27 protein-coding genes and 1 tRNA gene are annotated in these 26,990 nt (G+C 63.3%); 9 read left to right on the top strand and 19 right to left on the bottom strand.

Annotation, left to right across the window (positions count from 1 at the left end; translation table 11 throughout):
- Nucleotides 1–6: 6 nt before the first annotated feature.
- Both bhcC and bhcD read left to right on the top strand, forming a co-directional pair.
- Nucleotides 7–1,170, top strand: coding sequence for a 3-hydroxy-D-aspartate aldolase BhcC (gene bhcC / locus G7044_RS02390; protein WP_166325390.1), 1,164 nt, complete (start codon nt 7–9; stop codon nt 1,168–1,170).
- Nucleotides 1,171–1,274: 104 nt separating this feature from the next.
- The gene (gene bhcD / locus G7044_RS02385; protein ID WP_166325387.1) at nt 1,275–2,240 is read left to right on the top strand and encodes an iminosuccinate reductase BhcD; all 966 of its coding nucleotides are present in this window, start codon (nt 1,275–1,277) and stop codon (nt 2,238–2,240) included.
- A 73-nt stretch (nt 2,241–2,313) separates the two neighbouring features.
- On the opposite strand, the gene guaD is transcribed toward bhcD, so the two are convergent.
- The 5 genes from guaD to xdhA all read right to left on the bottom strand — a co-directional run bounded on the left by guaD (nt 2,314) and on the right by xdhA (nt 9,941).
- A complete protein-coding gene (gene guaD / locus G7044_RS02380; protein ID WP_166325384.1) occupies nt 2,314–3,615 on the bottom strand; it encodes a guanine deaminase in 1,302 nt (433 codons plus the stop codon).
- Between the two features lie 101 nt (nt 3,616–3,716).
- A complete protein-coding gene (locus G7044_RS02375; RefSeq protein WP_166325381.1) occupies nt 3,717–5,015 on the bottom strand; it encodes an NCS2 family permease in 1,299 nt (432 codons plus the stop codon).
- A gap of 276 nt (nt 5,016–5,291) precedes the next feature.
- Entirely contained in the window at nt 5,292–6,143 is an 852-nt protein-coding gene (gene xdhC / locus G7044_RS02370) for a xanthine dehydrogenase accessory protein XdhC (protein WP_166325378.1), read from the bottom strand.
- 4 nt (nt 6,144–6,147) lie between these two features.
- Nucleotides 6,148–8,466, bottom strand: a complete 2,319-nt coding sequence (gene xdhB, locus G7044_RS02365; protein WP_166325375.1) for a xanthine dehydrogenase molybdopterin binding subunit — start codon at nt 8,464–8,466, stop codon at nt 6,148–6,150.
- 11 nt (nt 8,467–8,477) lie between these two features.
- Nucleotides 8,478–9,941: a xanthine dehydrogenase small subunit gene (gene xdhA / locus G7044_RS02360; RefSeq protein ID WP_166325372.1), complete on the bottom strand. Its 1,464-nt coding sequence runs from the start codon at nt 9,939–9,941 to the stop codon at nt 8,478–8,480.
- A 172-nt stretch (nt 9,942–10,113) separates the two neighbouring features.
- On the opposite strand from xdhA, the gene G7044_RS02355 reads away from it, so the two are divergent.
- Nucleotides 10,114–11,022 carry a LysR family transcriptional regulator gene (locus G7044_RS02355; RefSeq protein ID WP_166325369.1) on the top strand — a complete coding sequence of 303 codons (909 nt, stop codon included), beginning with the start codon at nt 10,114–10,116 and terminating at the stop codon, nt 11,020–11,022.
- A gap of 39 nt (nt 11,023–11,061) precedes the next feature.
- Here the strand turns inward: G7044_RS02355 and dctP are convergent, their stop codons facing one another.
- The 3 genes from dctP to G7044_RS02340 all read right to left on the bottom strand — a co-directional run bounded on the left by dctP (nt 11,062) and on the right by G7044_RS02340 (nt 14,085).
- Entirely contained in the window at nt 11,062–12,156 is a 1,095-nt protein-coding gene (dctP, locus tag G7044_RS02350; RefSeq protein WP_166325366.1) for a TRAP transporter substrate-binding protein DctP, read from the bottom strand.
- Between the two features lie 26 nt (nt 12,157–12,182).
- Nucleotides 12,183–13,481: a TRAP transporter large permease gene (locus G7044_RS02345; protein ID WP_166327260.1), complete on the bottom strand. Its 1,299-nt coding sequence runs from the start codon at nt 13,479–13,481 to the stop codon at nt 12,183–12,185.
- Between the two features lie 88 nt (nt 13,482–13,569).
- Nucleotides 13,570–14,085: a TRAP transporter small permease subunit gene (locus tag G7044_RS02340; RefSeq protein WP_166325363.1), complete on the bottom strand. Its 516-nt coding sequence runs from the start codon at nt 14,083–14,085 to the stop codon at nt 13,570–13,572.
- Between the two features lie 177 nt (nt 14,086–14,262).
- Here G7044_RS02340 and G7044_RS02335 point away from each other — a divergent pair, with 177 nt between their 5' ends.
- Nucleotides 14,263–15,945 carry an acyl-CoA synthetase gene (locus G7044_RS02335; RefSeq protein ID WP_166325360.1) on the top strand — a complete coding sequence of 561 codons (1,683 nt, stop codon included), beginning with the start codon at nt 14,263–14,265 and terminating at the stop codon, nt 15,943–15,945.
- The gene (locus G7044_RS02330; RefSeq protein ID WP_166325357.1) at nt 15,946–16,728 is read left to right on the top strand and encodes a crotonase/enoyl-CoA hydratase family protein; all 783 of its coding nucleotides are present in this window, start codon (nt 15,946–15,948) and stop codon (nt 16,726–16,728) included.
- 114 nt (nt 16,729–16,842) lie between these two features.
- On the opposite strand, the gene G7044_RS02325 is transcribed toward G7044_RS02330, so the two are convergent.
- The 3 genes from G7044_RS02325 to G7044_RS02315 form a co-directional block, all read right to left on the bottom strand.
- Nucleotides 16,843–16,919: transfer RNA gene (locus G7044_RS02325), tRNA-Arg, on the bottom strand.
- A 232-nt stretch (nt 16,920–17,151) separates the two neighbouring features.
- Nucleotides 17,152–17,616, bottom strand: a complete 465-nt coding sequence (locus tag G7044_RS02320; protein ID WP_166325354.1) for a GNAT family N-acetyltransferase — start codon at nt 17,614–17,616, stop codon at nt 17,152–17,154.
- Between the two features lie 15 nt (nt 17,617–17,631).
- The gene (locus G7044_RS02315) at nt 17,632–17,943 is read right to left on the bottom strand and encodes an ETC complex I subunit (protein ID WP_166325351.1); all 312 of its coding nucleotides are present in this window, start codon (nt 17,941–17,943) and stop codon (nt 17,632–17,634) included.
- Nucleotides 17,944–18,122: 179 nt separating this feature from the next.
- On the opposite strand from G7044_RS02315, the gene uvrB reads away from it, so the two are divergent.
- Nucleotides 18,123–20,309 (top strand): excinuclease ABC subunit UvrB, encoded by a 2,187-nt coding sequence (uvrB, locus tag G7044_RS02310; protein ID WP_166325348.1) that lies wholly within the window; start codon nt 18,123–18,125, stop codon nt 20,307–20,309.
- Nucleotides 20,310–20,334: 25 nt separating this feature from the next.
- On the opposite strand, the gene G7044_RS02305 is transcribed toward uvrB, so the two are convergent.
- Entirely contained in the window at nt 20,335–20,601 is a 267-nt protein-coding gene (locus G7044_RS02305; protein ID WP_166325345.1) for an I78 family peptidase inhibitor, read from the bottom strand.
- A 121-nt stretch (nt 20,602–20,722) separates the two neighbouring features.
- Here G7044_RS02305 and G7044_RS02300 point away from each other — a divergent pair, with 121 nt between their 5' ends.
- A complete protein-coding gene (locus G7044_RS02300; RefSeq protein ID WP_166325342.1) occupies nt 20,723–21,040 on the top strand; it encodes a hypothetical protein in 318 nt (105 codons plus the stop codon).
- A 31-nt stretch (nt 21,041–21,071) separates the two neighbouring features.
- Here G7044_RS02300 and G7044_RS02295 read toward each other — a convergent pair whose 3' ends face one another.
- The 3 genes from G7044_RS02295 to G7044_RS02285 all read right to left on the bottom strand — a co-directional run bounded on the left by G7044_RS02295 (nt 21,072) and on the right by G7044_RS02285 (nt 22,528).
- Nucleotides 21,072–21,377: an I78 family peptidase inhibitor gene (locus G7044_RS02295; RefSeq protein ID WP_166325339.1), complete on the bottom strand. Its 306-nt coding sequence runs from the start codon at nt 21,375–21,377 to the stop codon at nt 21,072–21,074.
- 111 nt (nt 21,378–21,488) lie between these two features.
- Nucleotides 21,489–22,124, bottom strand: a complete 636-nt coding sequence (gene parA / locus G7044_RS02290; RefSeq protein WP_166325336.1) for a ParA family partition ATPase — start codon at nt 22,122–22,124, stop codon at nt 21,489–21,491.
- Nucleotides 22,125–22,204: 80 nt separating this feature from the next.
- Nucleotides 22,205–22,528 (bottom strand): antibiotic biosynthesis monooxygenase family protein, encoded by a 324-nt coding sequence (locus G7044_RS02285; RefSeq protein ID WP_166325333.1) that lies wholly within the window; start codon nt 22,526–22,528, stop codon nt 22,205–22,207.
- 118 nt (nt 22,529–22,646) lie between these two features.
- Between G7044_RS02285 and G7044_RS02280 the strand changes: the two genes are divergently transcribed.
- Nucleotides 22,647–23,696 (top strand): dipeptidase, encoded by a 1,050-nt coding sequence (locus tag G7044_RS02280; RefSeq protein WP_166325330.1) that lies wholly within the window; start codon nt 22,647–22,649, stop codon nt 23,694–23,696.
- On the opposite strand, the gene G7044_RS02275 is transcribed toward G7044_RS02280, so the two are convergent.
- Genes G7044_RS02275 through G7044_RS02260 form a run of 4 tightly spaced genes read right to left on the bottom strand, consistent with a single transcriptional unit; the run spans nt 23,647 to nt 26,461 of the window.
- Nucleotides 23,647–24,354 carry a thiamine diphosphokinase gene (locus G7044_RS02275; protein WP_166325327.1) on the bottom strand — a complete coding sequence of 236 codons (708 nt, stop codon included), beginning with the start codon at nt 24,352–24,354 and terminating at the stop codon, nt 23,647–23,649. The two genes, G7044_RS02280 and G7044_RS02275, sit on opposite strands and share 50 nt — an antisense overlap.
- Nucleotides 24,351–24,566 carry a DUF2842 domain-containing protein gene (locus G7044_RS02270; RefSeq protein ID WP_166325324.1) on the bottom strand — a complete coding sequence of 72 codons (216 nt, stop codon included), beginning with the start codon at nt 24,564–24,566 and terminating at the stop codon, nt 24,351–24,353. Before G7044_RS02270 ends, G7044_RS02275 begins: the two co-directional genes overlap by 4 nt.
- Complete coding sequence (locus tag G7044_RS02265) at nt 24,566–25,165, bottom strand: NAD(P)H-dependent oxidoreductase (RefSeq protein WP_166325321.1); 600 nt, start codon at nt 25,163–25,165, stop codon at nt 24,566–24,568. The genes G7044_RS02270 and G7044_RS02265 overlap by 1 nt, the downstream gene beginning before the upstream one ends.
- Before the next feature lie 3 nt (nt 25,166–25,168).
- The gene (locus G7044_RS02260; RefSeq protein WP_166325318.1) at nt 25,169–26,461 is read right to left on the bottom strand and encodes an adenylosuccinate synthase; all 1,293 of its coding nucleotides are present in this window, start codon (nt 26,459–26,461) and stop codon (nt 25,169–25,171) included.
- 235 nt (nt 26,462–26,696) lie between these two features.
- On the opposite strand from G7044_RS02260, the gene G7044_RS02255 reads away from it, so the two are divergent.
- Nucleotides 26,697–26,927 (top strand): hypothetical protein, encoded by a 231-nt coding sequence (locus G7044_RS02255; RefSeq protein ID WP_166325315.1) that lies wholly within the window; start codon nt 26,697–26,699, stop codon nt 26,925–26,927.
- The last annotated feature ends 63 nt before the right edge of the window (nt 26,928–26,990 follow it).

Here is a 26,990-nt window from a genome sequence, read left to right as displayed (position 1 = left end):
AAAGCCATGAACGCACCTGTCAACCTCGAAACGCTGGATGTCGGCTTCGACGTCCCCGCCCTGCCCGGCATGGATGCGGCGGATATCCAGACGCCTTGCCTGATCCTTGATCTGGACGCGCTGGAACGCAACATCAAGAAGATGGGCGATTACGCCAAGGCGCACGGGATGCGCCACCGCGTCCACGGCAAGATGCACAAGTCGGTCGATGTGGCCAAGCTGCAGGAACGTCTGGGCGGCGCTGTCGGCGTCTGCTGCCAGAAGGTGTCCGAAGCCGAGGTCTTTGCCCGTGGCGGCATCAAGGACGTGCTGGTGTCGAACCAGGTCCGCGATCTGGCGAAGATAGACCGTCTTGCCCGTCTGCCGAAACTGGGCGCACGCATCATCGTCTGCGTCGATGATGTCGCCAATGTCGCCGATCTGTCGGCCGCGGCGCAGAAGCACGGGACCGAGATCGAATGCTTCGTCGAAATCGACTGCGGCGCCGGTCGCTGCGGTGTGACCTCGACCGAGGCGGTGGTGAAGATCGCGATGGCGATTGATGCGGCACCGGGGCTGAAATTCACCGGCATTCAGGCCTATCAGGGCGCGATGCAGCATCTGGACAGCTATGAGGCCCGCAAGGAAAAGCTGGATATCGCGATTGCGATGGTCAAGGACGCCGTGGCCGGTCTGGAAGCGGTCGGGCTGAAGCCGGAACTGGTCTCCGGTGGCGGCACCGGGTCTTACTACTTCGAATCCAACTCGGGCGTGTTCAACGAATTGCAATGCGGTTCCTACGCCTTCATGGACGCGGATTATGGCCGCATTCTGGACAAGGACGGCAACCGGATCGATCAGGGCGAATGGGAAAACGCCTTCTTCATCCTGACCCAGGTGATGAGCCACGCGAAAGCCGACAAGGCGATCTGCGATGCCGGGCTGAAGGCGCAATCGGTCGATAGCGGCCTGCCCTTCATCTATGGCCGCAATGATGTCGAATACGTCAAATGCTCGGACGAGCATGGCGTCATCGCCGACCCGCAAGGGGTGCTGAAAGTGGGCGAAAAGCTGCGGCTGGTTCCCGGCCATTGCGACCCGACGGCCAATGTCCATGACTGGTATGTCGGCGTGCGCGGCGACAAGGTCGAGGTGGTCTGGCCGGTCTCGGCCCGCGGCAAGGCGTATTAAGGCCATCATCACAGGCGTTCCGGGTCCTCCGGCCCGAAACACGCCCGTGCGCCGGCCCTCCAGCAGCCGGCGCACGGGCAATTTCTTTGAGAGGGAGTGACACTATGCTGATCGTGCCAGAGCGCGAAATTGCAGATCTGATGACGCGCGAGGCCGCTTTCGACGCGGTCGAGAAGGTGTTTGCCGCCATGGCTGCGGGCGACGCCTACAACTTCCCCGTCGTGCGCGAGGCCATCGGGCATGAGGATGCGCTTTACGGCTTCAAGGGCGGGTTCGACCGGGCCGGCCTGACGCTGGGGCTGAAGGCGGGCGGCTACTGGCCGAACAACCTGGAAAAGCGCGGCCTTATCAACCACCAGTCGACGGTTTTCCTGTTCGATCCCGATACCGGCAAGGCGATTGCCATGGTCGGCGGCAACCTGTTGACGGCTTTGCGGACCGCCGCCGCATCCTCGGTGTCGATCCGGCATCTGGCGCGCAAGGATGCGAAGGTGATCGGCATGGTCGGCGCGGGGCATCAGGCGAAATTCCAGCTGCGCGCCGCAATGGAGCAGCGCGATTTCGAAAAGGTGATCGGCTGGAACCTGCATCCCGAGATGCTGAAAAACCTGGAAGAGGTCGCAGCCGAGGCCGGCCTGCCGTTCGAGGCGGTCGAACTGGACGGGATGCGTGATGCCGACGTGATCGTCACCATCACCTCGTCCTTCGCGCCGATCCTGATGAAGGATCATGTCAGCCCCGGCACGCATATCGCCTGCATGGGCACCGACACCAAGGGCAAGCAGGAAGTCGACGCCCAGCTTCTGGCCGCTGCCCGCGTCTTCACCGATGAGGTCGCGCAATCCGTCACCATTGGCGAGGCGCAGCACGCGATTGCATCGGGGCTGATCGCAGAGGCGGATATCGCGCAGCTTGGCGCGGTCATCAACGGCACCGATCCGGGCCGCGCCTCGGACGATCAGATCACGCTGTTTGACGGCACTGGCGTCGGGTTGCAGGATCTTGCGGTTGCGGCTTCGGTGGTCGAACTGGCCGCCGAAAAAGGCGTCGCCATCGAGGTCGATTTCTGACGCCAGCCGCATGCCTGAAAAGCAAAGGCCGCCCAAACCGGGCGGCCTTTTTTCGTATTGGAGCCACGCCGGCTCAGCTCGTCTTCATCGCCTGCCCGGCAACATAGGTCTGCGCAATGGCGCGGTCGTCGCCAAGGGTCTGCAGGATGAACAATTCTTCTGACAGCGTCTCTGCCCGCTCCATCCGCAGGGCCATGGCCGGGGTCGCGTTGGCGTTCAGGACGACCACGTCCGCCTCGGTCCCCTCGGCCAGCGTGCCGATCTGATTCTGCAGGCCAAGCGCCACGGCATTGCCGCGCGTGATCCAGTGGAAGGCGCGCAGGGGGTGCAGCTTCTGGTTCTGCAATTGCAGGATCTTGTAGCCCTCGCGCAGGGTCGGCAGCATCGAATAGCTGGTGCCGGCACCGACATCGGTCGCAATCGCGTTGGTGATGCCGCGCCCGCGCAGACCCGCATCGTCGAACAGCCCGCTGCCCAGGAACAGGTTCGAGGTCGGGCAGAAGACAGGCTTCGCGCCGGTTTCCGCCAGCACGTCGATTTCGCGCGGCGTCAGGTGGATCGAATGCCCCAGCAGCGCCCTGGCCGTCAGCAAGCCGTAGCGTTCATAGATGCCCAGATAGTCCGGCGCATCGGGATAAAGCGAGCGGGTGAAGGCGATTTCGTCGTGGTTCTCGCTCAGGTGGGTCTGGACGAAGCAATCGGGATGCTCGGCCACCAGCGCCCCCGCCATGTCCAGCTGTTCGGGGGTCGAGGTGATCGCGAAGCGCGGCGTGATCGCATAAAGGCCGCGCCCCTTGCCGTGCCATCTCTCGATCAGCGCCTTGCTTTCGTCGTAACCCGTCTGCGGCGTGTCCAGCAGCCCGTCGGGCGCGTTGCGGTCCATCATCACCTTTCCGCCGATCATGCGCATGTTGCGGCGCGCGGCCTCACCGAAATAGGCCTCGGCAGAGGTCGGATGGACCGAACAGAAGGCCACGGCCGAGGTCGTGCCATGCGACAGCAGCAGGTCATAGAAACGCGCCGCCATTGCCGCAGAATGGCCCGGATCGGCAAAGCGGGTTTCTTCGGGGAAGGTGTAATTGTTCAGCCAGTCCAGCAGTTGCGAACCCCAGCTGGCGATCACCTGCACCTGCGGGAAATGGATATGGGTGTCGATGAAGCCAGCCATCAGCAGATGCGGGCGGTGGTCGATCACCTGCGCGTCGGGGGCCTGTGCCGCTACAGTCGCGAAATCGCCCGACGCCTTGATCATGCCGTTCGCGATCAGGATCGCGCCGTCTTCGACATAGCGATAGGCGTCGGTATCGTCCGCGTCCTGCGGCTCTGCGCGGAAATCAAGGATCCGCCCGCGCAGCAAGGTTTTGCTGGCTGTCATTGTCATCGTCCTAAGCTTTGTTTGCGATAAGTGAAAATTGCCAAACAAATCGCGCGGGCCACCGGCCGGGCGGCCCGCGCGTACTGTGGTGCTTCAGCCGGTTATTCGGCGAAGAAGGCGAAGCGGATGACGAACAGCCCCGCGACGACCCAGGTCGCCATATGCACTTCTTTCGCGCGGCCGGTCAGCAGCTTGATCAGCGCATAGCTGACAAAGCCGAAGGCAAGGCCGTTGGCGATGGAATAGGTGAAGGGCATCATCAGCGCGGTCAGCACGGCGGGCGCGGCCTCGGTTACGTCGTCCCAGGTGATTTCCGAAAACTCGCGCACCATCAGGCAGGCGACATACAGAAGCGCCGGCGCGGTGGCATAGCCCGGAACCGATCCGGCCAGCGGCGCGAAGAACATCGCCAGCAGGAACAGAACCGCCACGGTCAGCGCGGTCAGACCCGTGCGACCACCCGCCTGCACGCCCGAGGCGCTTTCGACGTAAGCCGTGGTCGAGCTGGTGCCCAGAACCGAACCGGCAAGGATCGCGGTCGAATCCGCCATCAGCGCGCGGCTGAGGCCCTTGTTCGTATGCGCAGGCCCTTCGGTCAGCAGCCCTGCCCGCTTGGCGACGCCGATCAGCGTGCCGGTGGCGTCAAAGACCTCGACCAACACCATGACTAGGATGACATGGAAGATGCCGACGCTCAGCGCGCCCATCAGGTCAAGCTGCATAAAGGTCGGCGCGATCGAAGGCGGCATGGACATGACGCCGCCGAACTGGCTGGCACCCAGCAGGATCGACAGGACGGTGATGACCAGAATGCCGATCAGGATCGACCCGCGCACCTTCAACGCATCCAGTGCCGCGATGATGAAGAAGCCCAGTATCGCCAGCAGCGTGCCGACCTGCGTCAGATCGCCAAGGCCAACCAGCGTCGCCGGATTGTCCACCACGATGCCCGAGGTTTTCAGCGCGATCAGTCCAAGGAACATCCCGATGCCCGCAGCGATGGCGCTGCGCATCGAATGCGGAATGCCCGCGATCAGCCAGCGCCGGATGCCGGTGACGGACAGGATCAGGAAGATGATGCCGGAAATGAAGACCGCGCCAAGCGCCTGCTGCCAGGTAAAGCCAAGCGCGCCGACGACGGTAAAGGCGAAAAACGCGTTCAGCCCCATGCCCGGCGCCATGCCGATGGGCCAGTTCGCCCAGATCGCCATGATCGCCGATCCAAGCGCCGCCGCCAGACAGGTGGCGACAAAGACCGCATCCCGGTCCATGCCCGTCGTCGACAGGATTTCGGGGTTGACGAAGATGATATAGGCCATGGTCAGGAAGGTCGTGATCCCTGCGATCACCTCTGTCCTGACGCTTGTTTTATGGGCCGCCAGCCCAAAGAATTTTTCCATGAAGTCCCCTCCCACGGGTCCCGGCCGCTTTGTCATCGACCGTTTCATCATATTGACGTGAATGATTTCGTCCCAGACAGCTTGCGTCAGACGCCCGTCATGTCGGGGGATTTCGCAGTGTGTTCAATCGGCGTCGTGGCCGATTGCCAAAAGCAGCGCATCGGCGCCGGTTTGGCTGCGCGTGGGCGGCGGTGGTTCCTCTCCCCTCCCTCATCGGGATCTCCTTATGTTTGGGCCGCGTCAGTTTCCTCGGACATTCGGCAGCCCATCCTCGTTTCACTCGGCCGCGAAAAGCGGCCAAGCAGTTCTGTTCGTCGAATTGTCGGCAACGGCACTGGTCAGCCGCGCCATCACCTCGGCCACCACGAAGGCGGCGATGACGGCGGGTCGCTTGTCACGGGTCCCGCCCGCGCCAATCGGGCAGACCAGATGCTCGGCCAGCTGCGCGTCGCATTGGTGACGGGACCAGCTTTCGAACTTGGCCCGCTTGGTCGCCGATCCGATCATGCCGACATAGCACGCATCGGTCCGCGCAAGTGCGGCCTGCGCCAACAGGAAATCCAGCCCGTGATCGTGGGTGACGACGATGAAGGCGCTGCCCGGCCCGGCGATCGAGATGTCCAGCTCTGGCAGGACCGAGTTGCGCGCCTCGACCATCGCCCGGTTCAACGACAGCTCCTCCAGTCGCGGGTCGATCAGGATGGTGCGAACCGGCATGTGCTGGAACAGATCGGCCAAGGCCCGACCGACATGGCCTGCACCAAGGATGTAGACCTCTGGCCACGCTGCCTCATCAGCTGCCGCGCGATCAAGCGCCTGTTCGATGTCGCCCGCAGTCATCCGTTTCAGATCGACGGTGATCCGGCCACCGCAGCACTGCCCGATCTCGGGGCCAAGGGCCACGTCCAGCTGCGTCGCGATCTCGTCACCTGACAGCATCCGGCGCGCGGTCTCGATTGCCATATGTTCCAGCCGACCACCGCCGATGGTGCCGTGCAGGCCGCGTTCGCGCACGAACATCTCTGCCCCGACTTCGCGGGGGGACGATCCGCGCACATTCGCGATGCAAAGCCGGATCAACGGGCCCGGCCGTGCAAGAAATTCGGTCAGGTTGGCGCGGTGCAACATGGCCCTAGCCGCCCGACTGCAGGCGCTGAATGGCCATCAGCACCCGTTCCGGCGTCGCCGGCGCGTCCAGACGTGGGCAGATCCGGTAATCCGCCGTACTGGCGACAGCCATGGAAATCGCCTCGAAGACCGAGATGCCCAGCATGAAGGGCGGCTCGCCCACGGCCTTGGACCGTTTGATGGTCATCTCGCGGTTTTCCGACCAATCGGCCAGTTCCGTGTTGAAGATGCGGGGCCGGTCACTGGCAAGCGGGATCTTGTAGGTCGAGGGCGCATGTGTGCGAAGCCGCCCCTTGTCGTCCCACCAAAGCTCTTCGGTGGTCAGCCAGCCCATACCCTGAATGAAGGCGCCTTCGACCTGTCCCTTGTCGATGATCGGGTTCAGCGAGCGGCCGACGTCGTGCAGAATGTCGGTGCGTTCCACCCGGTATTCGCCGGTCAGCGTGTCGACCGAAACCTCTGAACAGGCCGCGCCATAGGCGTAGTAGTAGAACGGGCGTCCCTTGCCCGCCGCGCGGTCCCAGTGAATATCGGGGGTCTTGTAGAAGCCCGCCGCCGACAGATGCACCCGCGCCTCATAGGCGTGATTGATGAAACTGGCGAAGGGCATCACCTCGTCACCGACCCTGACCGCGTTGGGCAGGAACGCCACCTGTTCGGGTGTGACCTGCCACTTATCGGCAGCAAAGGCGGTCAGCCGGTCTTTCAGCTGCTCGGCCGCGTTCAGCGCCGCCATCCCGTTCAGGTCCGAGCCGCTGGATGCGGCGGTGGCAGAGGTGTTGGGCACCTTTTCGGTCGTGGTCTTGGTGATCTTGATGCGGTCGAAATCCACCTGGAACGCGTCAGCCACAACCTGCGCGACCTTGGTATTCAGGCCCTGCCCCATCTCGGTCCCGCCATGGTTCAGCTGGATCGAGCCGTCGGTGTAGATATGGATCAGCGATCCGGCCTGATTGTAATTCGTCTTGGTAAACGAAATCCCGAACTTCACCGGCGTCAGCGCGATCCCGCGCCGGATGATGCCGCCTTGCGCATTGTGGTCCAGCACCGCCCGACGCCGCGCCTGATAATCCGAACTGACCTCCAGCTGATCGACGATGCGCCCGATGATATTGTCCTGCACCTGCTGGTGATAGGGCGTCATGTCGCGACCGTCGTCGCCGTAGAAATTGGTGCGCCGCACCTCCAGCGTGTCGCGCCCAAGCGCATAGGCGATTTCTTCGATCATCCGCTCGGCCGCGACCACGCCCTGCGGGCCGCCAAAGCCGCGAAAGGCGGTGTTCGACACCGTGTTCGTCTTTTGCGGGTTCGAGGTCAGCCGGACATGCGGGTAATAATAGGCGTTGTCGGCATGAAACAGCGCGCGGTCGGTCACCGGCCCCGACAGGTCCGAGGAATAGCCGCAACGCGCCGCGAAATGGCCCTCGACCGCCTGAATGCGGCCACTGTCATCAAAGGCCAGGTCATAATCGATGACGAAATCGTGCCGCTTGCCGGTCGCACTCATGTCCTGGTCGCGGTCGGGCCGGATCTTCACCGGACGGTTCAGCCGCTTGGCCGCCAATGCGGCAACCACGGCGAAGATGTTCATCTGGCTTTCCTTGCCGCCAAACCCGCCGCCCATGCGGCGCACATTCACCGTCACCGCGTTCGAGGGCACACCCAACACCTGCGCCACCATATGCTGCGCCTCGCTGGGATGCTGGGTCGAGCAGTGGACGACCACCTCGTCATCCTCACCCGGAATGGCGAAAGAGACCTGCCCTTCCAGATACATGTGGTCCTGCCCGCCAACGACCATGCGCCCCTTGACGCGATGGGTGGCATCGGCCTGCCCGCCCGACACATCGCCGCGCTGAAGCAAAAGCGGCTCTGTCACCATCGGCAGCCCGGCTGCGACGGCCGCAATCGGATCGAGCGCATGCGGCAAGACCTCGTATTTCACATCAGCCAGTTCAGCCGCGCGCCGGGCCGCGTCGCGGGTTTCGGCGATCACGGCGAACAGGGGCTGGCCGTGATATTCCACCTTCTCGGTCGGAAAGACCGGCTCATCATGGCGGTGGGTCGGGCTGATGTCGTTGACGCCGGGAATATCCGCAGCCGTCAATACATCGACCACGCCGGGGGCATTACGGACCCGCGCAAGATCCATCGACAGGATGCGCGCATGGGTGACGTTCCCGACGCCCAGATAGGCGTGCAGCGTGCCGCGCGGCTCGGCAATGTCGTCAGTGTAATCGGCCGTGCCGCTTACCTGTTTGATGGCGCTGTCATGCTGCAGGTCGTGATGCACCGCGCCGTTGATGGTCGTATGATCCTTCATCTTGCCCCCCCTTACGCGATGGCCAGCCGCGCCGGCGCGGCGCTGTTGGCGTCATGTTCCAGGAAAAACCGCTTCAGCAAATTGCCCGCGACCAGCAGCCGGTAATCGGCACTGGCGCGCCAGTCGGTCAGCGGCTTGAAATCCATGCCGATCCGCGCCGCTGCCGCGTCGAACGTGGCCTTGTCCCAAGGCTGCCCGATCAGCGCCGCTTCGACAGTCGCGGCGCGTTTCGGCGTCGCCGCCATGCCGCCAAAGGCAATGCGCGCGTCGGTGATGGCACCATCCGTCACGGTCACGCTGATCCCCGCCGCGACCGAAGAAATATCCTCGTCCCGGCGCTTGGAGATCTTATAGGCCGCGTCGATCTGGCCCGGCGCAGGGCGCGGGATGCGGATGGCGGCCACGAAATCGCCCGGCTCGCGATCCTGCTTGCCGTAATCGATGAAGAACTTTTCAAGCGGCAATACCCGCTTGCCGCCCGCCTTTTGCAAGGTCACCTCTGCCCCCAGCGAGATCAGCACCGGCGGCGTATCCCCGATGGGCGAGCCATTGGCGATATTGCCGCCGATCGTGCCCATATTGCGCACCTGCCAGCCGGCAATCCGGTCCCAGTATTCGCCAAGATGGGGAAAGCCTGCACGAATGGCGGTTTCGGATTCGGAATAGGTCACGCCGGCACCGATGGTCAGGGCGTCATCCGTCATCTCGATCCGCTTCAGCTCCTCCAGATGGCCGACGAACACCACGGGCGAGATCGGGCGCAGGAATTTCGTCACCCAAAGCCCGACATCGGTCGATCCGGCGACAATCGTGGCCTTGGGATATTCGGCCAGCACGACGGCCAGATCGTCCAGATCGGCGGGCAGGATGGCGCGGTCATCCGCCGGTCCCGTCTCGATCCGGCCCTCGGGTTGCAGCGCCCGAAGCTGCGCGGTCACGTTTGCGCGTTCGCGGTTCAGATGGTCATTGGCGGGCGAGCCATAGCTGTTGACGGCATGGGCCGCCTTGATGATCGGCTCGTACCCCGTGCAGCGGCACAGATTGCCCTGCAGCGCCGTTTCGATTTCGGTCACCGTCGGGGTTGGATTGCCCATCCACAGCGCATAAAGCGACATCACGAAACCCGGCGTGCAAAAGCCGCATTGGGTGCCGTGCTGGGCGACCATGGCCTGCTGCACCGGATGCAGGCGACCACGCGGCCCGGCCAGATGTTCCACCGTGACGATGTGGCAGCCGTTCAGCGAGGCGAGAAAGCGGATGCAGGCGTTCACCGCCTCATATCGCAGGGCACCTTCGTGCAGCCGCCCCACCAGCACGGTGCAGGCCCCGCAATCGCCCTCGGCGCAGCCTTCCTTGGTGCCGGTCAGACTGCGGTCGATGCGCAGATAATCCAGCAGCGTCTGCGTGGCGCGCGTCTCTGCCAGCACAACCGTTTTGCCGTTCAGAAGGAACCGAATTTCGCCTTGATAAGCCATCCCCACCCCAATGATGCCTGTCTTGGTCTATCCGGCTACTCTACCTCTTGTGACTAATTCGAAAAACGGAGGCATTCGGGAAACTCTTTCAACAGCCTGTTGAGAATACTAGACTGAACATCTGCCGCCCCGCAGGCTAGCGTCGGGCCGGAAATGATGAAGGAAAGTCCAGATGCTTTATATCGACTGCCTGCGCGTTTTCGTTCGCACCGTCGAACTTGGCAGCATTACCTCGGGCGGGCGCGATCTGCGCATGACGCCGGCGGTCGCCAGCAAGCGCATCAAGGAACTGGAACAGAAGCTGGGTGTGCGGCTGTTCAATCGCACCACGCGTTCATTGACACCGACCGAGGCCGGCAGCCGCTTTTATGACGAGGCGCGGCATGTTCTGGAATCCATCGCACATGCCGAATCCGTGGCCGCGCAGTTTTCGGGCGGTCCGCGCGGCGTGATCCGGCTTGCCGCGCCACTTGCCGCAGGCCGTCGCCTGATCGCGCCGCTGATCCCCGCATTTTCCGATAACTACCCCCACACGGAAATCCGCATGCGCATGTCGGACCGCAAGATCGACATTCTTGCCGACGGGATTGATCTGGCCTTTTTCGTCGGCACCCCCCACGATTCCAGCCTGAAAATGCGCAAGATCGCGGATTGTCAGCGCGTTCTGTGCGCCACACCCGCCTATCTCGAGCGCTACGGCACCCCCGAAAGGCCAGAGGATCTGCTGCGAAACCACAACTGCCTGCTGCTGCGCTATCCGCGTTCGCCCGAATATTACTGGCTGCTGGAAACGCCCAAGGGACCGCGCAAACTGGAAGTTTCCGGCAAATTCGACGCCGATGACAGCGATGTCCTGACGGATTGGGTGCTGGCCGGCGCCGGGATCGCAAACAAGCCCGTCTTCGAGGTCAAGGACCACCTAGCCAGTGGCGCCCTGGTCGAGGTTCTGCCCGCCTTTCGACCCGTGCCATCCATATTCGGCTGCCTTTATCCGCATCGCAAATTGCAGGATCTGAAGATCCGGCTGCTGATCGAGTTTCTCGCCGAAAAGGCGGTGGAGAAACTGGCAAAGGCGAGTTGAAGGCCCCGACGTGATCGCCGGGGCCAACCTGTTATCGGATCAGGCGCCGCCCGCGCATTCCTGGATTTTCGCCAGATCCGGCCCGGCGGGCGTGCGACCCAGGTTATAGGGCGCCGAGGCATCACGCCATTTGGCGTAGTCCTGCAGATAGGTCAGCATCGAAGCATAGACCTTGGCCGAGCTGGGATTTTCGCAGGCCACTTCGGTGATGGTCTCGTTCGCCATGGTCTGGATATTCTCCAGCGTGGCGTCGTCCAGACGGCTGATCTCGGTCCCGGCTTCCTGGAAGGCCTGATAGGCCTCGGTCGCGCGCTTTTCGGTGTTGGCCAGCGACCACAGCAGCGTCGCATCCGCCGCGACCTTCAGCTTTTCCTGGGTTTCCGGCGACAGCGCATCCCAGGACGCCTTGTTGATCATCACCCCGAAGACGGACGAGGACTGGTGCCAGCCCGGCGTCGACCAGTGTTTCGTCACCTGATCGAAGCCACCCGACAGGTCGACGTTCGGAGTCGAGAATTCGGCCCCGTCGATCACGCCGCGCTCCAGCGACTGATAGATCTCACCCCCGGCCATGCTGACCTGGCTGCCGCCCAGCTTGCCCAGCAGTTTCCCCTGTTCGAGACCGGAAAGGCGCAGACGCAGACCCTGCAGGTCCTCGGTCGTCTTGATCGGCTTGTCGACGGTGCGGAAGCCGGATTCGTTGTTGGTCACGCCGTAAGGCAGATAGACCATGCCGAACTTGCCATAGACCTCGTTATACATCTCGGCCCCGCCCCAGCCCTTGATCCAGTTGATGTAATCAACCGCATTGAACAGGCTGGTGGTGGTCGACAGCGGCGAAAACGCCGCATCGCGTCCGGCCCAGTAACCCGGCCAGTCGCCGCCGGCCTGAATGGTGCCGGATTCGACGGCCCCGAAAACCTCGCCCGCCGGAACCAGTGCGCCGCCTTCGAAGAACTCGATGGTCAGGTCTTCGTCATCAACCAGCGCATTGGCGATCTCGACGAATTTCTTGTCGATCTCGATCAGTTCAAGCGAGGCGGGCCAGGTCGTGGTCATGGTCCAGTTTTCGGCCAGTGCCGGCCCCGCCAGCAACGCGGCTGTGGCCGCCCCGATCAGAAATTTCGAATACATTGACTTCCTCCTTGTCAGTTTCTTCTTCAGCTTCGGTAAAGGGTATCGGGCAACCAGGTGACCAGTTGCGGGAACAGCACGATCAACCCGCACATGATCAGCACCATCATGATGAACGGCACCACGCCGCGAATGATGTCGCCGGTGCTGATATCGGGCGGAGAGATCGCGCGCATATAGAACAGCGCATAGCCGAATGGCGGCGACAGGAAGCTGGTCTGCAGAACCACCGCCATCAGGACCACGAACCACAGCGGGCTGACGCCCATTTCGTTCACGATGGGCAGGAAGATCGGGAAGCACAGCAGCACGATGCCCGTCCAGTCAAGGAACATGCCCAGAATGAACACTGTCACCAGCATCACCACCAGCAGCGTGCTGGGGTTTTCGGCCAGCCCCCGGATCAGGTCCTGCGTCGCCGTCAGACCGCCAGTGATGTTGAAGACGCCGGTGAAGGCCGTCGCACCGACCACGATGAACAGGATCATCGCCGAGGTGCGGCCGGTTTCCAGAAACGCGCTGTAGAAATTCGCCCATGTGAACCGGCCCCGGAAGATTACGATCAGCAGGGCCAGCAAGGCCCCGATGGCCGAGGCCTCGGTCGCCGTTGCAATCCCCATCAGCATCGAGCCGAGGATACCAAGGATCAGGATCAGCGGCGGCACCGCCTCGACGATCAGCATCTTCCACATCTCGCCGCGCGAGATCTGTTCGTGTTCTGCCACGCGCGGCGCCAGATCGGGCCGGATCACCGCCAGCAGATAGACATAGATCGCATACATCAGCCCCAGCAACACGCCGGGCAGCATTGCACCTGCGAACAGCTCGCCCACCGACAGGCCGGGCGCATAGGACGCCATCAGGATCAGCATGATGGACGGCGGGATAAGAATGCCAAGGCAACCCGAGGCCCCGATCAGCCCCGTCGTCAGCCGCTTGTCATAGCCGTATTGCAGCATCGGCTTCAGCGCCATGACGCCCATCACGGTGATGGAAGCGCCGATGATCCCCGTGGTCGCCGCCAGCAGGATCGAGATAAACACGACCGCCAGCCCCAGCCCACCGCGCACATTGGCCATAAGGTGACGCAGCGCCTCGAACATCTTGTCGGTGACGCCGCTATCGGACAGAAACCGCGCCATCAGGACGAAAAGCGGGATGGCGATCAGGGTGAAGTTGTCCAGCACATCGCCAAAGATGCGGTTGATGGTGATGCCCAACACCATGGGCTTGCCAGCGATGAATGCGCCCAGCACCGCAGTGCCGCCCAGCACGAAGGCCAGCGGATGCCCCATGAACAGACCCAGCACCAGCAGGCCCGCCATGATCAGCGCAATGCTTCCGCCGTCGATTCCCGGAATCGCCATCCAACCCAGCAGATTGGGCAGGAAGGCGATGGCGCCGTCGATGAAATCAGCGAACATCGTTCGGCTCCATCGGGGTCAGATCATCGGTGCGGTGCAGCAGCAGTTTCAGCAGCTCTGACAGGCCCTGTATCAGCAGCAGCACAGCGGCGACCCCCATCGCCAGCTTGATCGGATAGACCGGCAGTTGCACCGCGCCATAGGTCTTTTCCCCCTGCGCCAGCGAGCGCAGCCCGAATTGCCAGCTATACAGCGCAAAGATGATCGCGAAGGGGAAGAAGAAGATCACATAGCCCGCAATTTCCACCCAGCGGCGCAGCGCGGGCCGCATGGTCGCGGTCAGCAGATCGACCCGGACATGCGACTGGTGGCGCAGCGCATATCCGCCCAGCATGATGAAATAGAAGCCGAAAATCATCTTGGTCAGGTCGAATGCCCAAGCCGTCGGCTCTCGCATCACGTATCGCATGAACACGTCGTAGATGATGATTGCGGCGAACACGCCCGCCAGCAGCGAGACGACACGCCCCACCGCCTCGTTGATCCAGTCGATCACGGTTATCATTTTTGTCTGCTCTCTCCCTTATTGGGGCAGAGTGTTTCGGCTGACTCCTTTGTTGTCAACGATTTCGGGAGGTGCCTCCGACGCTGACGTAAGGGAAGGCCGCAGAATGACGGCCTTGACGCCTGCCCCGAAGCTGGCCGACTGTCTTGGTCGCAGGCAAGAACAAGGGGGGCCAACATGCTGCCGCAAAAGGCGACATTCAGCGAACTGCGTGACAGCTTTCGCTGGGACATTCCCGAATTCTACAATATCGGCATCGACACCTGCGACAAATGGGCCGACCGCGACCCTGACATGCTGGCCATCATCGACGTGGGCGCGGATGGCACGGCGCGCAAATACAGTTTCGGCGATCTGCGCGCGCGGTCGAATCAGCTGGCGAATGCGCTTGGCGCGCTTGGCATCGCGCGCCGCGACGGCATGGGCGACCGGGTCGGCGTGCTGCTGCCGCAAAGCTTTGAAACCGCCGTCTGCCATGTCGCCGTCACGCGCATGGGCTGCATCTCGATCCCGCTGTTTACCCTGTTCGGGGAAGAGGCCCTGCTGCACCGGTTGCGCGATTCCGGTGCGCGGGCAGTCATCACAAATTCGGAAGGCGCGCAAAAGCTGGCCCAGCTGCGCGACCGCCTGCCCAATCTGCAGGTCGTCTTGTCGGTCGACGGCCCGGCCGAAGGTGCCAGCAGCTTTCACGATGCCTGCGACGCGCAGCCGGACAGTTTTACGCCGGTTGCCACCCGCGCCGACGATCCGGCCATCCTGATCTATACCTCGGGCACGACCGGCAACCCGAAGGGCGCGCTGCATGCCCATCGCGTGCTGCTGGGCCACCTGCCGGGGGTCGAGATCAGCCATGATTTCCTGCCCCAGCCCGGCGACCGCATGTGGACGCCGGCCGACTGGGCGTGGATTGGCGGGCTGCTGGATGTGCTGATGCCGGCGCTGCATCACGGCATTCCGGTCGTCGCGCGCCGCTTTGCCAAGTTTTCCGCCGAAACCGCGTTCGAGCTGATCCGTGATTACCGGATCCGCAATGCCTTCCTGCCGCCCACCGCGCTGAAGATCATGCGCCAGCACCCTGACGCCGCCAGCTATGGCCTACAGATGCGATCCGTCGCCAGCGGTGGCGAGACCCTGGGCGCAGAGCTGCTGAATTGGGGCCGCGAGGTCTTCGGGACCACCATCAACGAATTCTACGGCCAGACCGAATGCAACATGATCGTCTCCAGCTGCGCCGCGCTGGAGGCACCCGTCCCCGGATGGATGGGCCGCCCGGTTCCGGGCCACGAGGTGGCCGTGATCGATGCCGCAAACGGACGCACTCTGGAACCCGGTGAAGAAGGCGATATCGCGGTACGCGCGCCCGATCCTGTTATGTTTCTGGGCTATTGGAACAATCCGCAGGCAACGGAAGAAAAGTTCGCGCAATCCGGCGCCGAACGCTGGCTTCTGACCGGGGATCGCGGCACTGCCGACCCCGATGGCCGGCTGCGCTTTGTCGGGCGCGATGACGATGTCATCGGCTCTGCCGGCTATCGGATCGGCCCGGCAGAGATCGAAAACAGCCTGATCTCTCATCCCGCCGTTCAGATGGCGGGCGTGGTTGGCAAGCCGGACCCGCTGCGCGGATCGGTGGTGGCCGCCTATCTGGTCCTGAACGAAGGCTATGACGGCAGCGACCAGCTTGCGCAGCAGATTGCCCAGCATGTGAAATCGCACCTTGCCGCCTATGAATACCCCCGCGTCGTCCGCTTCATCACCGAGATGCCGATGACGACCACCGGCAAGATCATCCGCGCCACGCTTCGCCGCATGGCAGAAGAAGAAGCTGCGGCGGAAAGCCAGACGGCACAGGAGGAATAGATGACCGCAAACGCCGAAGACGTGCTGTTCGAAACGCGTGGTGCCGTTGCCATCATCACGCTGAACCGGCCCCAACAGCGCAACGCCATGAATACCGAGATGACCGCAGCCCTTCATGCGGCGATTTCGCGCGTCGAAAGCGACCGCAATCTGCGCGTCACAATTCTGGCCGCGAACGGGCCGGTGTTCAGCGCCGGCATGGACCTGAAGGCGTTTCTGACCGGCGAAGCGGAACAGATCCTTTTCGGCGACGGCCGTTTCGGCGGCTTCGTCAGCCAGCCAAGATCGAAGCCTGTGATTGCCTGCGTGCAGGGACCGGCCCTTGCTGGCGGCTTTGAACTGGTGCTGGCCTGCGATCTGGTCGTGGCCGCGCGCGAGGCAGTGTTCGGCCTGCCGGAATCGCGGCTGGGGCTGGTCGCCGGCGGCGGCGGCGCGATCCGCGTCGGTCGACGACTGCCGCCCGTCATCGCCAACGAAATCCTGTTGCTGGGTGATCGTTTCGATGCCGAACAGGCGCTGCGTTGGGGGCTGATCAACCGGGTAACCGACGCGCCGCCGATGACCGAATGCCTGCAGATGGCTGAACGCATCGCTGCGAACGCGCCGCTTTCGATCGCGGCAAGCCTGGATCTGGTTCGTGCCTCTGATGAGGCCGACATGGACCGGCTGTGGCAGCAGAACGACCGCCAGCTACGCGATCTGATCGCCAGCGACGACGCCGCCGAGGGCGCACGCGCATTTGCCGAGAAGCGGCAGCCGGTTTGGCGGGCGCAGGAAGAATAGCGGCAATTCATCTGGCACGGCCCTTGCCGACATCGACAGCATGAACCGCACAGCGCGAAAACAGGCGGCAACCCGCCCTGCAATGATTTGTATTTATTGCGTTACTTTTGATTCTGGCGACCCCGGAAGGACTTGAACCCTCAACCCCAGACTTAGAAGGTCCGTGCTCTATCCAGTTGAGCTACGGGGCCGCACGGCGCGTTGATGGCCGAAAAGCGCGGCCCACGCAACGTAAAAGGCAACTCTAAGGCGACACCGCCATCCGAATAAGATGCGTAGAGAGAACCGGAAATATGCAGGCAACCGCGCCTACCGGTTTTTCCAGAATCCCTGCAAGATCGGCAGTGAGTGCTGCGCAAGCCCGGCATTTGCCGCACGGGTTAACGCCAAATCGCGCGGTTCAGCTGACCCGCACAACCTGGGTCACAGGTCGAGCCGCATGAAGGTGCTGTTTGGGTCAGGCACATAGCCCGCGAAGGGTGCGCATTCGATGAAACCTGCACGCGCGTAGAAGTTCCGCGCCGGGGTAAAGCTGGGCTGAGCCCCGGTTTCCAGCAAAATCGCCCGGTGCCCGGCAGAGCGTGCCGCCGCAATCAGCGCCTCAAGCATGCGCAGCGCCGCGCCAGAGCCGCGGCTCTCATCCAGAACATGCATTGATTTCAACTCGGCAGTGCCATCGCCCAAGTCCTTGATCGCCCCCATGGCAATGGCGCGTGCGCCGTCACGCAGGGCGAGGAACTTGATTCCCGGCACATCCAGCGCTGCCCGATCCATCATGTGCATGGATTCGGGCGGCGTGTCGGCCTGGCAAAAGGCGCGATGCCGCGCGAACAACAGATCGAGATCGGGGTGCAGCGGGCTTTCCGGCCCCAGCGTCAGCGCATCCATCGCCGTGCCGGCCCGTCAATGCGTCCAGGGCGCGTGGCGGTCGGTGGCGAAGTTCTCGCCATAACCGCGCGGGCGCACATTTGCGGCCCGTTTTTGCGGGTCGACCACCACGTAATCCAGCCCGTTTTCCTTGGCGTAATCTTCGGCCTCGGCGCGGGTGGCGAAGCGCAGGCGGACCTGCGACTGGGTGTCATCGGAACTGGTCCAGCCCATCAGCGGGTCGATGTCGCGCCGGTCCGCCTGCGGAAATTCCAGCACCCATAGCCGCGAGCGTGCGGTTCCGGATTGCATGGCATTGCGGGCGGGCTGGTAGATGCGGACGCGCATGGCGGATCGTTCCCAAAGATGGATCTTTGCAAACCTTATCAGCCATGCGCCCGTCAGGATCAAGTGCCGTGGTGCCGCAGCGCGCCACTGCCTGCCGGAACAATAACAGCGCCCGCAGGCACGCCCCTTGCATATGCGCCGCGAATGTCCAGATTGGGGTGCGGAACAAAGGTGAAACCATGGGCCATAACAACACCAACGCACCCGTCTCTCGCTTCCCCGAAGTGACCCGCCCCAAGCTGGAAGGCGGCCGGCGCTTCGTGATGAAGTCGGAATTCGCCCCGGCGGGTGACCAGCCGACGGCCATTGCCGAGCTGGCAGCCGGGATCCAGGCCGGCGACCGCGATCAGGTGCTGCTGGGCGCGACCGGGACCGGCAAGACCTATACCATGGCGAAGGTGATCGAACAGACCCAGCGCCCCGCCATCATCCTTGCACCGAACAAAACCCTCGCCGCGCAATTATACGGAGAATTCAAAGGGTTCTTTCCCGATAATGCGGTGGAATATTTCGTATCCTACTACGATTACTACCAGCCAGAGGCCTATGTCGCGCGCAGCGACACCTATATCGAGAAAGAATCCCAGATCAACGAGGCCATCGACCGGATGCGCCACTCGGCCACGCGGGCGCTGCTGGAACGCGACGATGTGATTATCGTCGCCTCGGTCAGCTGCATCTACGGCATCGGCTCGGTCGAGACCTATTCGGCAATGACCCAGGACATGGTCGTGGGCCAGATGTACGACCAGCGGGAGTTCATCGGCCAGCTTGTCGCCCAGCAATATCGCCGCCTTGATGCCAGCTTCCAGCGCGGGGGCTTCCGTGTGCGCGGCGACGTGGTCGAGGTCTGGCCCGCCCACCTTGAAGACCGCGCCTGGCGTTTCGACTTCTTCGGGCCGGAACTGGAAAAGATCACCGAATTCGACCCACTGACCGGGGCGAAGACCGATGATTTCAAGCAGATCCGCATCTATGCGAACAGCCACTATGTCACCCCGCGCCCGACAATGCAGCAGGCAATCAAGGGGATACGCGACGAACTTCGTGTAAGACTGGGGCAGTTGAACGACGAAGGCAAACTGCTGGAAGCGCAGCGGCTGGAACAGCGCACCAATTTCGATCTGGAGATGCTGGAAGCTACCGGCGTCTGCAATGGGATTGAAAACTATTCGCGCTACCTGACCGGCCGCGCACCGGGCGAGCCCCCGCCCACGCTTTTCGAATTTATTCCCGATAACGCCATTGTTTTTGCTGATGAATCTCATGTCAGCGTGCCGCAGATCGGCGGCATGTATCGGGGCGACTTCCGGCGCAAGATGGTACTGGCGGAACATGGGTTCCGGCTGCCCTCCTGCATGGACAACCGGCCGCTGAAATTCGAGGAATGGGACGCGATGCGAACCCAATCCGTCTTCGTCTCGGCCACGCCCAAGGAATGGGAACTGGACCAGACCGGCGGCGTGTTTACCGAACAGGTCATCCGCCCCACCGGCCTGCTGGACCCACAGGTCGAGATCCGCCCGGTCGAAATGCAGGTCGACGACCTGCTGGACGAAATCCGCCGCGTCACCGCCCAAGGGCTGCGCACGCTGGTGACCACCCTGACCAAGCGCATGGCCGAGGATCTGACCGAATATTTCCACGAACAGGGCATCAAGATCCGCTACATGCACAGCGACATCGACACGATAGAGCGGATCGAGATCCTGCGTGACCTGCGTCTGGGCGCTTTTGACGTGCTGGTTGGCATCAACTTGTTGCGCGAAGGCCTTGATATTCCTGAATGTGGTCTGGTCGCGATCCTCGACGCCGACAAGGAAGGGTTCCTGCGGTCCGAGACCTCGCTGATCCAGACCATCGGGCGCGCCGCGCGCAATGCCGACGGCCGCGTCATCATGTATGCCGACCACATCACCGGCAGCATGGAACGCGCCATGGCCGAAACCGAACGTCGCCGCACCAAGCAGATCGCCTATAACGAGGAACACGGCATCACGCCTCAGACCGTGCGCAAGAACGTCGATGACGTGCTGGCGGGACTTTGGCAGGGCGACACCGACCAGTCACGCATCACCGCCAAGGTCGACAAGCCGATGGTCGGCGCGAACCTGGCCGCGCATCTGGACGGGCTGCGCGCGCAGATGCGCAAGGCGGCCGAGAATCTGGAATTCGAGGAAGCCGCCCGCCTGCGCGACGAGGTCAAGCGACTGGAGGCCGTGGAACTGGCCGTGGCCGACGACCCGCTGGCGCGTCAATCCGCCATCGAGGCGGCGGCCGAGGACGCCGTCAACAGCCGGGGCCGATCCACCGCCGGACGCGCCGGGCAGCGCGGCGGCAACAAGCGGTCAAAGCGGCGCGGCTAGGAAGACTGGGGCGCAGGGGAAGGGACTACCAGCACTCGACCTTCTGCACCCACCCCTTGTCGTCGACAAAGATATTCAGGCGGGCCGGATTGTGATCCTCGGTCAGGGTGGCGCCCGGCTGGGCGACACGATGGGCAAGACCGGGCGGCAGGGTGAACTCGCCGATATTGCGACCGACCAGGATGTCATATTCCGGGCCGCAGCGATTGGGCAGTCCGGGCGTGGCAGTGGGTGCGGTCGGCGCGCAGGCGGCCAGCAGGGCCAGCGGCAGGAAGGGCAGAAGCAGGCGCATGTTGGATCCTTTTCCCTCAGCAGACAGGGCCTTGCGCCGCGCGTCAATCGGGCTTGCGAAAACGTGACGCATCCGTGAAGGCCGCACACGCGTTGGTCGCGGCATGACGCAGGAGGATCCCATGTTCCGCAACCCCATCATCGCCGCCCTTTCTGCAGCGCCATTGGCCCTTCTTGCGGCTGTGCCGGCGCAGTCCTCATCCGAGGATGCCTGGGCCGAGTTCCGCAGCGCAGTCGAGGTAGAATGTGCAAAGCTGATCGACGCGCCCGCCGATGCCACGACCGAAATCGAGGTTAATCCCTTCGGGTCACAGACCTACGGCGCGGCGCTGGTGACCGTCACCCTGGCCGATAGCAGCGCCGACCGGATGATCTGCATCTATGACAAACAGTCAAAGACCGCCGAATTGACCTCACCCTTCGCGGCCGGGTCTGACTGAAAAGGGGCGGCACGGTGCCGCCCCAATCCGCTTAGCCGCAGGTGACCTTCACCAGGGTGCCGCTGCGGTCATATTCAAAGTTGATCCGCGCGGGCGCCATATCCATGGTCACCGGATCGCCGGTGCGATAGTCGCGGACGACCGTCCCGGCCGGCAGAGAGATCGCGGGCGATTTCTGGCCCACATATTGCTGATAGGCCGCGGCGCCGCAGGTGTCGCCGGGATCGGTGACGACATCGGCATCAGGCAGCACGATCTCGGTTGTGTCGGCGCAGGCCATCAGCGCCAGCGGGGCCAGCAGTGCCATCGTCAGGCCGGATTTTCGGATCAGGGTCATGATTTCATCCTTCCTTCATCGGGTTATGCGATGACGGTCGCCCCGAACGGGACCGGCCGCCTGTGATGAGGAAAAGGCGCGGGACGCGGAAAAGTTCCTTGCCCGCAGCCATCAGCCCCAGCAGCGGATAACCTCGTCGGTGAGACTGTCGAATTCGTCACGCGCGGGACGGGCATCGTTGCGTTCGCAGACAGACAGGCCCTGCCCCAGCGTTTCGGCATAGGCCACGCGGTTGCCAATCTGAGTATCGGCCAGCGTCGCGCCCAGATCGGCCGCGCCTTGTGCAACCTCGACGCCCAGCCGGGTGTTCGGGCGGGCGCGGTTCATCACCACCAGAACCGGCGCCTTTTCGCGCCGGGCCAGATCCAGAACGCCCTCGGTCGCCCACAGGTCCACCTGGCTGGAGGCAACAGGCACCACCACCAGATCGGCCACCCGCAGCGCCGGGCGCAGATCGCTGTCGATCTTGGGCGGAGTGTCGATGATGACCACGTCAAAGCGTTTGACAAGCTTCTCGCTTTCATAGGACGCGCCCCAGGCCGAGGAGGTGGAAAATTCCAGCTCGTCATCCTCGCCCCGGCGACCCAGCCGTTCGATATACCAGCGGCCAAGGCTGCCTTGCGGGTCGGTGTCGATCAGCGCCACGCTTAACCCGCGCGCCCGCATCGCCACGGCCAGATTGGCCGCCAGCGTGGTCTTGCCCGATCCGCCCTTTTGTTGCGCGACGGTGATGATACGTCCGGCCATTGACTGCCCCCTGCCCCTGCTGCCTCAGGCCGACCTTAGCGAGGCGATTCTGGCATGGCGAGGGGTTTTCTGCGCCTGCATCATGGATCGAAGACGGATTGCACCTCGTACATCACCGGCTCGAAGCTGCGGCAGAGCGCGTTGATCTCTCGATTGCGGTCGCGCATTTCGGGCAGGCGCAGCATGGCCTGATAATCGCCGCGCTGCTGCCATTGCGAATAGGTCGCGATGCGGGTCTGGGCGTCGTTCAGATGCACCGCGCCGCCCAGAAACCCCGGCTGCTGGCGGATGACCTTGTCCCAGGCATCGGTCAACGCATCCAGATGGTCATGGGCGGTGCCCGGCGTGACATCGAAGGTGGTGATGACGGTCTGGCCGGTGAAATCCTGGCGAATCTGGGGCATGTTGTCCTCGCTGCGATGGTTTCGGGGCCAGCCTGCCACGGATCTTCGCGCGGGCAAAGCGGGTTGCGGTCACTGCCGCCCCGCCGCAGTATCGCGCCGAACTGCGAAGGAGCGCCACATGACCCCGGTTTTCGACGGCCACAACGATTTCCTGCAACGCCTGATCGAAGACGGCGCCGATGCGCTGAAGATCTGGACCGAAGGCGACGGGACCGGCCAAATCGACCTTCCGCGCCTGCAGACGGGGGGCATGTTCGGGGGCTTCTTTGCGCTTTGGGTGCCTTCGGATGCGGTTGATGACGGGATCGACTGGAAGGCGCGGCAGGAAAACCCGCCCTATGCGGTGCCGCTGGCCGACCCGGTCGGCACCGATGCCGGCATCGCGCATATGTTCCGGCTGACCTCGGCGCTGCTGGCGCTGGAAGGGACCGGGACGCTGTCGATCTGCCGCACGGTCGACGAGATTCTGGCCGCAAAGGATGCGGGCCGCATCGCCGCCATCCTGCATATGGAAGGGGCCGAAGGCATCGCCGACCCGGCAATGCTGCATCTGTGGCACCGGATCGGCCTGCGCTCGCTGGGGCCGGTCTGGTCGCGGTCGAACGCTTACGGGCATGGCGTCCCGTTCGAATTCCCCGCCAGCCCGGATACCGGGCCGGGTCTGACCGCTGCCGGGAAGGCCTTGATCGCCGAATGCGACCGGCTGCGCATTCTTGTCGATCTGGCGCATCTCAACCTGAAAGGGATCGAGGATGTGGCCCGGATCAGCGGCGCGCCGCTGGTCAGCACCCATTCGGGTGCCCATGCCATCAGCGCCTCGACCCGCAACCTGACCGATGCCCAGCTGGAACTGATCGCCGGAACCGGCGGGTTGGTCGGGCTGAACTTTGCCGCCGGTTTCACCCGCGAGGATGGCCGCCGCCTGCCCTTCGACGGCTTCGATCCTTACCTGAGGCATCTGGACCATCTGCTTGAAAAGCTGGGTGAAAATGGTGTCGCGCTCGGCTCTGATTTCGACGGGGCCCAGATGCCCAACGATCTGGCACAGGCCAGCGACCTGCCGCGCCTGATCGACGCCATGCGCCAGCACGGCTACGGCGATGCGTTGATCGAAAAGATCAGCTGGCGGAACTGGATGGATGTCCTGCGCCGGACCTGGGAACGCTAGAGGTGGGCGCGGTAAGCGCCGCCAGCACGATCTGAAGACAATCGCGTGGCAACATCACCATCATCGGCCCTTCCAGCGCCAGCCGCACCGGGCCGGTGGCCTCGTTCGAGGTGCCGATCCGCCCCTCGGGCGCAAAGCGGATCCCGTCGATGGGCCAACGCAAGCCTTCGGACCGGCCAGAGGCTGGACCCATCGGAAACAGCGAAACCCGCGTGCCGGGAGGCAGCGGCAGCGCAAGCGTGGGCGGGGAAAGAAAGACGATATCTTCGGCCGCCAGCATCACGCAGGGCGGCGTGGGGTGGCGGGCCATGACATTCAGCACCGCCAGCGTATGGTCCAGCCGTCGCCCGGAAAAGCCCACGGCAATGACGAAATCGGCGCGGATATGGCGCAGCGCCTTGGCGAAATCGGTGCTGTCCTGTTCGGCCACGTGGATCAGCCGGCCCGGGCCGAGTTCGGCACGGGCGGCTTCACTGATGGAATCGAAATCTCCGATTGCCAGATCGGGGACATGCCCCAGCGCAATCGCCGCATCGGCCCCGCCATCTGCCGCCACCAGCACCGGCGCGGATGCCAGCGCCAGCGCCAGATCCTCGGGCGTGACAGCGCCGCCGCCGATCAGCGTGACACCGCCCTGCACCTGCAGGGGGGCGCTCACTCCTCGCCCTTGCCGATGCCGGAAAAGACCCGCTTGAAGGGCAGGATCCAGATGATCCCAAGCCCCACGACGACCAGAAGCTCTGCCCAGATGGGCAGGCGGCCCCAGGTATCGTCAATCCAGGCCATCAGCATCCAGGCGATGACGATATAGCCGGGAAGCCCCAGCAACAGGATCAACAGGGACAGGCGTTTGCGGGTCTTGAGATCCATCAGCTTTTCCTTCCGCGCCGCAGCCGACCGGCACTCGTTGCCATCTTACGGATGCGAGCGCGCCACTTTTCAAGGTTCTTTTCAGCCCCGCCGCGCCGGACCATACCGAAATATCCCAGCCGGATCGGCTTGAAGCCAACGAAACCCAGCACCTGCCGCTTGTAGCGCCAGCCGATCGGATCGAAATAAACCAGCCGCAGATAAGCCGGCGGCGTGTCCATGCTGACCAGCAGATCCGCCGAGCGGCCTTGCAGCAAGCGGTCCCAGAAAAGGTCCGTCTTGTGGTAACGAAACGCGCGGCGCGGCAACAGGATCCGATCCCAGAACCCCTTCATCCGCGCCGGTTCCGCCCCCCACCACAGCGGGAAGGCCAACACCAGATGGTCGCACCCCTCGATCGCGTCAAGCGCTGCGGCCAGATCCGGCTCCAGCTCGGGCATATCCGTATAGCCGCGGGTAAGATCCGCGTTGAAATCCATGTCGCGAATGGCCAGCCGCGTCACCTCAACCCCTTCCGGCAGGGCCTGCTGATACTCGTCCAGCAGATGCGCCGTCAGCCGGTTGGCATCCGGGTGGCCATCGATCAGCAGGGCGCGCATGGATCAGTCCGCAAAGGGGTCAGTCACAAGGATGGTGTCATCGCGTTCCGGCGAGGTCGACAACAGCGCCACCGGGCACTGGATCAGCTCCTCGACCCGGCGGACATATTTGATCGCCGCCGCCGGCAGATCGGCCCAGCTGCGCGCGCCGGCGGTGGATTCCGACCAGCCCGGCATTTCTTCATAGATCGGCGTCACCTTGTTTTGCAGCGCGGCTGCGGTGGGCAGGTAGTCATAGGTCACGCCGTCGATTTCATAGCCGGTGCAGATTTTCAGCGTCTCGAACCCGTCCAGCACGTCCAGCTTGGTCAGCGCAATGCCGTTCACGCCGGAAATCGCACAGGTCTGGCGCACCAGAACCGCATCGAACCAGCCACAGCGGCGCTTGCGGCCGGTGACGGTGCCGAATTCATGGCCCCGCTCGCCCAGACGCTGGCCGTCTTCGTCCAGCAATTCGGTCGGGAACGGGCCTTCGCCCACGCGGGTGGTATAGGCCTTGACGATGCCCAGCACGAAATCGATGGCGCTTGGCCCCATGCCGGTGCCGGCAGCTGCCTGACCCGCGATGACGGTCGAGGAGGTCACGTAGGGATAGGTGCCAAAGTCGATATCCAGCAGGCTACCCTGCGCGCCTTCGAACAGGATGCGCTTGCCGCCCTTGCGGGCCTCATTCAGCACCTTCCAGACCGGCTGCGCATAGGGCAGCAGCTTCGGCGCGATTTCCAGCAGCTTTGCCTTCAGCTCTGCCCGGTCGATCGGGGTGGCCCCCAGACCCTGGCGCAGCGCATCGTGATGGGCCAGCAGGCGGTCCAGCCGCGAATCCAGCGTTTCCTCATCACCCAGATCAGCCAGGCGAATGCTGCGGCGACCGACCTTGTCCTCATAGGCCGGGCCGATGCCGCGCCCTGTGGTGCCGATCTTGGCTTTGCCGGCGGCTTCCTCGCGCAGCTTGTCCAGATCCTGATGCAGCGGCAGGATCAGCGGGGCGTTTTCCGCGATAATCAGGTTTTCGGTCGAGATCTCGACGCCTTGCGCCGCCAGCTTGTCGATTTCCGCAAACAGCGACCATGGGTCCAGCACGACGCCATTGCCGATGACCGCCAGCTTGCCCTTGCGCACGATCCCCGAGGGCAGCAGCGACAGCTTGTAGACCACATCGCCAATCACCAGCGTATGCCCGGCATTATGGCCGCCTTGAAACCGGGCGATGATCTCGGCCCGTTCTGACAGCCAGTCGACGATCTTGCCCTTGCCTTCGTCGCCCCATTGCGCGCCGACAACCACCACATTGGCCATGCTGCTTTCCTTTTCGCGATCATGAATGCCGCGCATGGTATAGTCGCCCCGCTGCCCGGAAGAAAGTCCATTCGACGGCCTAACCTGCCGGTTATTCAGGCCCCTGCCCGTTTCGTCAGCATCCCGTCTGACGCAATGCTGCGTTGCAGCGAATTCTCTGGATAAGTCAGAACCAATGACTATTCTAACCTCAAGGGAGGAAACCAATCGCAAGACAAGATGCAGAGGTTTCCAAATGTCTGTTCAAACCACCAACACCTCCGCCCAATTCGGCACCGGCCTGCGCAACTGGTTTGCGGGACTGATGAAGCGCCTGGGCGAAAGCATGCAGCAATCGATGGAATTGCGGTCGCGCATGGACAAGATGACCGCGCTGGAAAACAAATCCGACGAGGAACTGGCCAAGCTGGGGATCACCCGCGCCCAGATCCCCTACTATGTTTTCCGCGACCGGATGTGGCTGTAACCGCCAACGGCAACGACCTTTGCGGCGTTGCTAACTTGGTCACTTGCCAAAAATAGCTGGGCG

Source organism: Paracoccus xiamenensis (genome assembly GCF_011308835.1).
Taxonomy (GTDB): Bacteria; Pseudomonadota; Alphaproteobacteria; order Rhodobacterales; family Rhodobacteraceae; genus Paracoccus; species Paracoccus xiamenensis.
This window is presented reverse-complemented; position numbering and strand designations above follow the sequence as displayed.

Coding starts and splice junctions, on each gene's coding strand:
- bhcC (WP_166325390.1), top strand. CDS start 7: ATGAACGCACCTGTCAACCTCGAAACGCTGGATGTCGGCTTCGACGTC.
- bhcD (WP_166325387.1), top strand. CDS start 1,275: ATGCTGATCGTGCCAGAGCGCGAAATTGCAGATCTGATGACGCGCGAG.
- guaD (WP_166325384.1), bottom strand. CDS start 3,615: ATGACAGCCAGCAAAACCTTGCTGCGCGGGCGGATCCTTGATTTCCGC.
- G7044_RS02375 (WP_166325381.1), bottom strand. CDS start 5,015: ATGGAAAAATTCTTTGGGCTGGCGGCCCATAAAACAAGCGTCAGGACA.
- xdhC (WP_166325378.1), bottom strand. CDS start 6,143: ATGTTGCACCGCGCCAACCTGACCGAATTTCTTGCACGGCCGGGCCCG.
- xdhB (WP_166325375.1), bottom strand. CDS start 8,466: ATGAAGGATCATACGACCATCAACGGCGCGGTGCATCACGACCTGCAG.
- xdhA (WP_166325372.1), bottom strand. CDS start 9,941: ATGGCTTATCAAGGCGAAATTCGGTTCCTTCTGAACGGCAAAACGGTT.
- G7044_RS02355 (WP_166325369.1), top strand. CDS start 10,114: ATGCTTTATATCGACTGCCTGCGCGTTTTCGTTCGCACCGTCGAACTT.
- dctP (WP_166325366.1), bottom strand. CDS start 12,156: ATGTATTCGAAATTTCTGATCGGGGCGGCCACAGCCGCGTTGCTGGCG.
- G7044_RS02345 (WP_166327260.1), bottom strand. CDS start 13,481: ATGGCGGGCCTGCTGGTGCTGGGTCTGTTCATGGGGCATCCGCTGGCC.
- G7044_RS02340 (WP_166325363.1), bottom strand. CDS start 14,085: ATGATAACCGTGATCGACTGGATCAACGAGGCGGTGGGGCGTGTCGTC.
- G7044_RS02335 (WP_166325360.1), top strand. CDS start 14,263: ATGCTGCCGCAAAAGGCGACATTCAGCGAACTGCGTGACAGCTTTCGC.
- G7044_RS02330 (WP_166325357.1), top strand. CDS start 15,946: ATGACCGCAAACGCCGAAGACGTGCTGTTCGAAACGCGTGGTGCCGTT.
- G7044_RS02320 (WP_166325354.1), bottom strand. CDS start 17,616: ATGGATGCGCTGACGCTGGGGCCGGAAAGCCCGCTGCACCCCGATCTC.
- G7044_RS02315 (WP_166325351.1), bottom strand. CDS start 17,943: ATGCGCGTCCGCATCTACCAGCCCGCCCGCAATGCCATGCAATCCGGA.
- uvrB (WP_166325348.1), top strand. CDS start 18,123: ATGGGCCATAACAACACCAACGCACCCGTCTCTCGCTTCCCCGAAGTG.
- G7044_RS02305 (WP_166325345.1), bottom strand. CDS start 20,601: ATGCGCCTGCTTCTGCCCTTCCTGCCGCTGGCCCTGCTGGCCGCCTGC.
- G7044_RS02300 (WP_166325342.1), top strand. CDS start 20,723: ATGTTCCGCAACCCCATCATCGCCGCCCTTTCTGCAGCGCCATTGGCC.
- G7044_RS02295 (WP_166325339.1), bottom strand. CDS start 21,377: ATGACCCTGATCCGAAAATCCGGCCTGACGATGGCACTGCTGGCCCCG.
- parA (WP_166325336.1), bottom strand. CDS start 22,124: ATGGCCGGACGTATCATCACCGTCGCGCAACAAAAGGGCGGATCGGGC.
- G7044_RS02285 (WP_166325333.1), bottom strand. CDS start 22,528: ATGCCCCAGATTCGCCAGGATTTCACCGGCCAGACCGTCATCACCACC.
- G7044_RS02280 (WP_166325330.1), top strand. CDS start 22,647: ATGACCCCGGTTTTCGACGGCCACAACGATTTCCTGCAACGCCTGATC.
- G7044_RS02270 (WP_166325324.1), bottom strand. CDS start 24,566: ATGGATCTCAAGACCCGCAAACGCCTGTCCCTGTTGATCCTGTTGCTG.
- G7044_RS02265 (WP_166325321.1), bottom strand. CDS start 25,165: ATGCGCGCCCTGCTGATCGATGGCCACCCGGATGCCAACCGGCTGACG.
- G7044_RS02260 (WP_166325318.1), bottom strand. CDS start 26,461: ATGGCCAATGTGGTGGTTGTCGGCGCGCAATGGGGCGACGAAGGCAAG.
- G7044_RS02255 (WP_166325315.1), top strand. CDS start 26,697: ATGTCTGTTCAAACCACCAACACCTCCGCCCAATTCGGCACCGGCCTG.